Below are 6,725 nucleotides of genomic sequence, written 5' to 3' on the forward strand. Positions count from 1 at the left end.
GCGGACTTGCCAGCCCTGGTCCATTAAGTGATGCGCCACAGCAAGCCCCGGGAACACATGCCCGCCAGTCCCGCCTGCCATCACCATTAACCGCCGGGTTTGATTACTCATCGCACACCCTTCGTAAACGCCTGTGCTTTAGCCAGACGTGTTTCATAATCAATACGCAGCAACATCATGATTGCTGTAGACATAATTAACAGGCTTGAACCACCGTAGCTGATCAGCGGTAATGTCAGACCTTTGGTTGGCAACATCCCCGCCGCAGCGCCCACATTTACCAGCACCTGGAAACTAAACCAGACCCCGATGGAGCAACCTAAAAAGCCAGCAAAACGTTGGTCCATTTCGAGTGCCCGCTTACCGATGGACATCGCACGAAAAGCCACGAAGAATACCATCAATAATGCCAGCACCACACCGATATATCCCAGCTCTTCTCCGATAATCGAGAAGATGAAGTCGGTATGCGCTTCCGGTAAATACTCGAGTTTTTGCACCGAATTGCCTAAACCCTGCCCCCACAATTCACCGCGACCAAATGCCATCAGAGATTGTGTAAGCTGGTAACCACTACCAAACGGGTCTTCCCACGGATTCCAGAAGGATGTCACACGGCGAATACGATACGGTTCGGCAAGAATCAACAGTACAACAGCGGAAATACCCATACCGATGATGGCAAGGAACTGCCAGAGTTTGGCCCCCGCCAGGAATAGCATCGCAAGCGTTGTTACAAACAACACAACCACAGTACCGAGGTCAGGCTGCGCCAGTAAAAGCACCGCCATCACCAGAATCACGCCCATTGGTTTAAGGAAGCCGCGCAGGTTATTACGCACTTCATCAACCTTACGCACCAGATAGTTGGCCAGATAGCAGAACAGCGAAAGCTTAGAAAATTCCGCAGGCTGAACACGCAATGGACCAAAAGCAATCCAACGCGACGCACCGTTAACCGAGCTACCCACGACGAGTACAATCAGCAACATCGCGATAGAAAGCAGCAGCATTGCAGTACTGTGACGCTGCCAAAAATCCATCGGCAAACGCAGGGTAATTAACGCCAGCAAAAACGCCAGAAAGATGTACAGACCGTCACGTTTGGCAAACAGGAAGGGATCATTAGCCAGACGCTGCCCAACGGGCATTGACGCGGAAGTCACCATAATGAAGCCCACAGCGGCGAGCCCGAAAGTCAGCCATAGCAAAGTGCGGTCATACAACACCATGCTATTTGAATCAGCTTCTCTGGAGCCCATCACCCAGCCTTTTAATGCCGATGCAAACCAACTCAGGATGGCAAATCCTGGCAGTCTTGGCATTCGCAGGCGAGGGAAAGATAAGCGCATCAGCCAAGCTCCTTCGCAAGTAAGGTGAACTGATCACCGCGTTGCTCAAAGTTTTTGAACTGATCGAGGCTTGCGCACGCCGGAGACAGCAGAACCATGTCACCCGGTTGTACACGAGCAGCGATCAGTTTCATCGCCTGCGCCATGGTTTCAGTTTGTTCGGCAACCTCAGGACGCAACGCGGCGAGTTCCGCGCCATCACGACCAAAGCAATAAATACGAATCGCTGACCCTTGCAGGTATTGAGTCAGTGAAGAGAAATCAGCAGATTTACCATCACCGCCCAGCAGCAAATGCAAAGTCCCCTCAACCTGCAAACCGTTCAGCGCTGCTTCTGTGCTGCCCACGTTGGTTGCTTTGGAATCGTTAATCCAGCGCACGCCGTTACGTTCCCATGCAAGCTGGAAGCGGTGCGCAAGACCTGTGAACGTCGTCAGGGCTTTCAGACTGCTGGAGCGTGGGAGTTTAACCGCATCAGCCAACGCCAGTGCGGCAAGTGCATTGGTGTAGTTATGGCGACCCACCACTTTCATCTCTTGGGTATTCAGGACTTTTTCGCCCTTCACCCGCAGCCAGGTGTCACCCTGCTGATGGTTAAGGTGATAGTCACCTACATCCACGCCAAAGCTGATGCAACGATCGTCTGCACCACGTACTGGCATGGTTAACGCGTCATCCGCGTTCACTACACACACCGCAGCGTTTTCATAAACGCGCAGTTTGGCCGCGCGATACTGTTGCAGACCAAACGGATAGCGATCCATATGATCTTCAGTCACGTTGAGAATGGTCGCTGCAGCGGCTTTCAGGCTATAAGTGGTTTCTAGCTGGAAGCTGGAAAGCTCCAGCACATACAGCTCGCAGTTTTGTTCAAGCAGCATCAAGGCAGGCAAGCCGATATTTCCGCCTACGCCCACATTCACGCCAGCCATTTTAGCCATTTCACCGACCAAAGTGGTGACAGTACTCTTACCATTAGAACCGGTGATAGCCACAATCGGCGCTGTCGCTTCACGACAGAAGAGTTCGATATCACCGATTATCTCAACGCCTGCATCTGCTGCACGACTCAGAGCTGGATGGGCTACTGCAATACCAGGGCTGGCAATAATCAAGTCAGCCGCTAACAACCAGTCTTCATTGAGTGAGCCAGTATGTCGTTCCACCGCTTCTGGCAGTTTTTCCAGTCCAGGTGGTGTCATGCGGGTATCCATCACACGTGGTGTCACACCACGCGCAAGGAAGAAATCCACGCAGGAAAGGCCGGTGAGGCCTAATCCGATAATAACGACTTTTTTACCCTGATAATCAGCCATAGTTAACGCACCTTCAGGGTAGCCAGGCCAATCAGGACCAGCATCAGCGAAATAATCCAGAAGCGCACAATGACGCGTGGTTCCGGCCAACCTTTCAACTCATAATGGTGATGAATCGGGGCCATACGGAAAATGCGCTGCCCGCGTAATTTGAAGGAGCCGACCTGCAAGATGACTGATAGTGTCTCAACAACAAACACACCGCCCATAATCACTAACAGGAATTCCTGACGCAGCAATACGGCGATAGTCCCGAGCGCACCGCCCAGAGCCAGAGAGCCCACATCGCCCATAAACACTTGCGCTGGATAGGTGTTAAACCACAAGAAACCCAGCCCAGCACCCACGATCGCCGTACAGACGATAACCAACTCCCCGGCGTGGCGCAGATAAGGAATATGCAGATATCCAGCAAACTTAATGTTACCCGTTGCCCAAGCCACTAGCGCAAAACCGGATGCCACTAACACGGTTGGCATAATCGCCAGGCCGTCGAGGCCATCCGTCAGGTTTACCGCATTACCGGTGCCAACGATAACAAAGTACGCCAGCAGCACATAAAACAGGCCAAGCTGAGGCATCACGTCTTTAAAGAACGGCACAACCAGCTCGGTGGCTGGCGTTCCTTTCCCTGCAGTGTACATCGTGAAGGCCACAGCCAACGCGATGACGGACATCCAGAAATACTTCCAGCGGGCAATCAAGCCCTTAGTGTCTTTGCGCACGACTTTGCGGTAATCATCGACAAAGCCAATCGCACCATAGCCGACCAGCACGAACAACACGCACCAGACATATGGGTTGGATGGATATGCCCACATCAATACGGAAATAACGATAGAAGTCAGGATCATAATCCCACCCATCGTAGGAGTTCCGCGCTTACTGAAATGAGACTCAGGGCCGTCATTACGCACAACCTGGCCGAAAGAAAGTTGCTGTAAACGAGCAATCATACGCGGCCCCATCCATAACGAAATGAACAGAGCAGTCAGCAGGCTGACGATGGCGCGAAACGTCAGATAGGAAAAGACGTTAAAGCCGGAATAATATTTGACCAAGTGTTCGGCCAGCCAAACTAACATGTTCCATTCTCCTGTAATGCGCGTACTACCTCTTCCATAGCGGCACTACGTGAACCCTTCACTAAAATAGTAATAATCGAATGCTCAGCGATTAACGCCTTAAGGTGCGCGATTAAAGAAAGCTTATCGGTAAAATGTTTGCCAACTTCAGAGGAAAGACTAAGTGTGTTACTCAGTGTGCCCACACTCAGTACGCAATCAATGCCAGACGCTTTCGCGGCTTCGCCCACCTGACGATGGCACTTAACAGATTCATCACCAAGCTCAGCCATATCCCCGACAACCATCACACGGAAACCAGGCATTTCTGACAGCACTTGCACTGCGGCAGTCATCGACCCCACATTGGCGTTGTAACTGTCGTCGAGCAGAAGTTGGTTTTCAGAAAGTTGAATCGGGAACAAACGCCCTGGAACCGCTTTTAAGTCGGCAAGACCTGTTTTAACCGCTTCCAGTGACGCACCCACAGCCATCGCAAGCGACGTCGCAGCCAGTGCGTTTGCAATGTTATGGCGGCCAGGAAGCGGCAACGTCACATCAATATCGCCAACTGGCGTTTTGATTGTGAACTCGGTGCCATGCACAGTGATATGCACATTGGTCGCCGTGAAATCGCTGTCGCTTGCATTAGGTGAGAAGCGCCAGGTTTTGCGCTCACCAATGATCTCTTGCCAGTTCAGCCAATCATTATTATCTGCATTGAAAATCGCGATGCCATTTGCTGACAGACCGGAGAAAATCTCGCCTTTTGCTTTCGCAACGCCTGCCAGTGAGCCAAAACCTTCCAGATGCGCGGCTGCCAGGTTATTGACCAAAGCAGCTTCCGGGCGCGTCAGATTTACCGTCCAGGCGATTTCACCTTGATGGTTTGCACCCAGCTCAATGACCGCATATTCATATTCTGGCGTCAGGCGTAATAACGTCATTGGCACGCCAATATCGTTATTCAGGTTTCCTGCGGTGTATAGCGTGTTTCCGCACTCGCGCAAAATCGCTGCAGTCATCTCTTTTACAGAGGTTTTGCCAGAAGAACCGGTCAACGCAACAATGCGCGTGGGAACCTGCTGACGAACCCAGGCGGCCAATTCGCCGAATGCCTGATGCGTATCCGCAACCACGAGTTGTGGGACGTTAACATCCAGCTTACGGGAAACCAGCAATGCCCCAGCCCCACCGTTCACTGCATCTTGTGCAAAGTCGTGCGCATCGAAGCGCTCGCCTTTTAATGCAACAAACAAACATCCAGGGGTTAATTTGCGTGTGTCGCTGGTGACATCAAAGATTTCGGCATCAGCCCCGTGCAATTCGCCATGCAATACAGTCGCGAGCTGGCTTAATGAAACGCGGATCATGCCATAACCCCCAACAAACGGGCGGCAGTGATGCGGTCGGAGTAGTCCAGGCGGCGCACACCAACAATCTGATAGTCCTCATGGCCTTTACCTGCCAGCAGAACCACATCATTTTCTTTCGCCTGCATGATAGCGTTGGTTACCGCTTCGGCACGACCTGAAACCACATGCGCACGCCCCGCATCCAACATGCCTACCAGAATGTCAGCCACAATCGCATTCGGCTCTTCAGTACGAGGGTTGTCATCGGTAACAACCACAACATCCGCAAACTGTTCAGCGATGCCGCCCATAATAGGACGCTTGCCTTTATCGCGATCGCCACCGCAACCGAATACGCACCACAACTTACCACTGCAATGCAGACGGGCAGCCTGCAACGCTTTTTCCAGCGCATCCGGCGTGTGGGCATAATCCACCACGACCGTCGGTTTACCTGGTGCACTGAAAACTTCCATACGTCCACATACAGGTTGCAGACTCGGTGCCGTTTTCAGCAGTTCTTCAAGGGGATATTCCAGTACTAATAGGGTTGCCAACGCTAACAACAAGTTGCTGACATTGAAGGCTCCCATCAGACGGCTTTCAATTTCACCGTCGCCCCAGGAGGAGCTGAACTGGATAGTCGCCCCGTCATCGTGATAATGCACATCGGTTGCTTTCAACCAACGGCCACGACAGCCAGGCTGTAAATTATCTTCCATCGTGACCGCAACGGCGTCAGGTAAACGCGCTAACCAATTGCGTCCGACTTCATCATCAGCATTGATGATGGCATTGCCGTAATCGTGTTCAGAGAACAGCAACCATTTGGCCGCTTCGTAGCCCGCCATATCACCATGGTAATCAAGATGGTCACGGCTAAGGTTGGTGAACACACTGGCGGCAAACTTCAGAGCGGAAACACGATGTTGAACCAGACCATGAGAGGAAACTTCCATGGCGGCAAAGCTCGCACCTTGCTCTGCAAGGTTAGCAAGCACTTGCTGTACATCAACGGCAGAACCGGTGGTGTTTTCAGTTGGTTTTACATTTCCGAGCAGGCCGTTACCCACAGTACCCATAACGGCACTGGTTTCACCTAATAACTGGCTCCACTGCGCAAGCAATTGTGCGGTGGTGGTTTTACCGTTAGTCCCGGTCACGCCAACCAGACGTAATGCACTCGAGGGCTCATGGTAAAAACGCCCTGCCAGAGCAGAAAGGCGCTGATGCAGTTGGCTCAGATAAATCACCGGCACACCGTGCATTTCACGGATTTCGCCATCCGCTGCTTCACCTTCGGCTTCAGCAATGACAGCGGCGACACCTTGCGCTATTGCCTGCGGGATATATCGACGCCCGTCCGCCTGATGACCGACTACAGCCACAAAAAGGTCGCCCGATGCCGCCACGCGACTATCGAGTGTCATTTCTCGCAGAGCTCTCGCAGGTAGCGCTGGCACCCACGGAGCGAGAAGGTCGCGCAAATTACGATCTGCCACCTGTTCCCTCTTTTTGATTAATTACAAATTCACTTTTTTCACCTGTCGCCAAAGCATCCGGTTCGATATTCATGGTGCGCAGAACGCCGCCCATGATGGCACCGAACACAGGTGCAGAGACGGCACCACCGTAATA

7 protein-coding genes are annotated in these 6,725 nt (G+C 52.3%); all 7 read right to left on the reverse strand.

The genetic code is table 11. The features are described 5' to 3' along the window. Positions 1-111: glycosyltransferase (locus VJY99_RS11870; protein ID WP_324118674.1), on the reverse strand; the 111-nt coding region annotated here is incomplete at its 3' end. Next, positions 108-1,352, reverse strand: coding sequence for a cell division protein FtsW (ftsW, locus tag VJY99_RS11875; RefSeq protein ID WP_324118664.1), 1,245 nt, complete (start codon positions 1,350-1,352; stop codon positions 108-110). The genes ftsW and VJY99_RS11870, both read right to left, overlap by 4 nt. Then, positions 1,352-2,668, reverse strand: coding sequence for a UDP-N-acetylmuramoyl-L-alanine--D-glutamate ligase (murD, locus tag VJY99_RS11880; RefSeq protein WP_324118666.1), 1,317 nt, complete (start codon positions 2,666-2,668; stop codon positions 1,352-1,354). The genes ftsW and murD overlap by 1 nt, the downstream gene beginning before the upstream one ends. Positions 2,669-2,670: 2 nt before the next feature. Further along, on the reverse strand, positions 2,671-3,753 hold the full coding sequence (gene mraY, locus VJY99_RS11885) for a phospho-N-acetylmuramoyl-pentapeptide-transferase (protein WP_324118668.1): 1,083 nt from the start codon (positions 3,751-3,753) through the stop codon (positions 2,671-2,673). After that, positions 3,747-5,105, reverse strand: a complete 1,359-nt coding sequence (gene murF / locus VJY99_RS11890; protein ID WP_324118670.1) for a UDP-N-acetylmuramoyl-tripeptide--D-alanyl-D-alanine ligase — start codon at positions 5,103-5,105, stop codon at positions 3,747-3,749. The genes mraY and murF overlap by 7 nt, the downstream gene beginning before the upstream one ends. After that, a complete protein-coding gene (gene murE / locus VJY99_RS11895; protein WP_324118672.1) occupies positions 5,102-6,589 on the reverse strand; it encodes a UDP-N-acetylmuramoyl-L-alanyl-D-glutamate--2,6-diaminopimelate ligase in 1,488 nt (495 codons plus the stop codon). The genes murF and murE overlap by 4 nt, the downstream gene beginning before the upstream one ends. Further along, a partial coding sequence (locus VJY99_RS11900; protein ID WP_324118675.1) for a hypothetical protein occupies positions 6,576-6,725 on the reverse strand: 150 nt, incomplete at its 5' end. The genes VJY99_RS11900 and murE, both read right to left, overlap by 14 nt.

This window comes from Buttiauxella sp. (assembly GCF_035271705.1).
Lineage (GTDB): Bacteria > Pseudomonadota > Gammaproteobacteria > Enterobacterales > Enterobacteriaceae > Buttiauxella.

Excerpts from the sequence above, each read along its gene's own strand:
- ftsW (WP_324118664.1), bottom strand. The coding sequence starts at position 1,352 with ATGCGCTTATCTTTCCCTCGCCTGCGAATGCCAAGACTGCCAGGATTT.
- murD (WP_324118666.1), bottom strand. The coding sequence starts at position 2,668 with ATGGCTGATTATCAGGGTAAAAAAGTCGTTATTATCGGATTAGGCCTC.
- mraY (WP_324118668.1), bottom strand. The coding sequence starts at position 3,753 with ATGTTAGTTTGGCTGGCCGAACACTTGGTCAAATATTATTCCGGCTTT.
- murF (WP_324118670.1), bottom strand. The coding sequence starts at position 5,105 with ATGATCCGCGTTTCATTAAGCCAGCTCGCGACTGTATTGCATGGCGAA.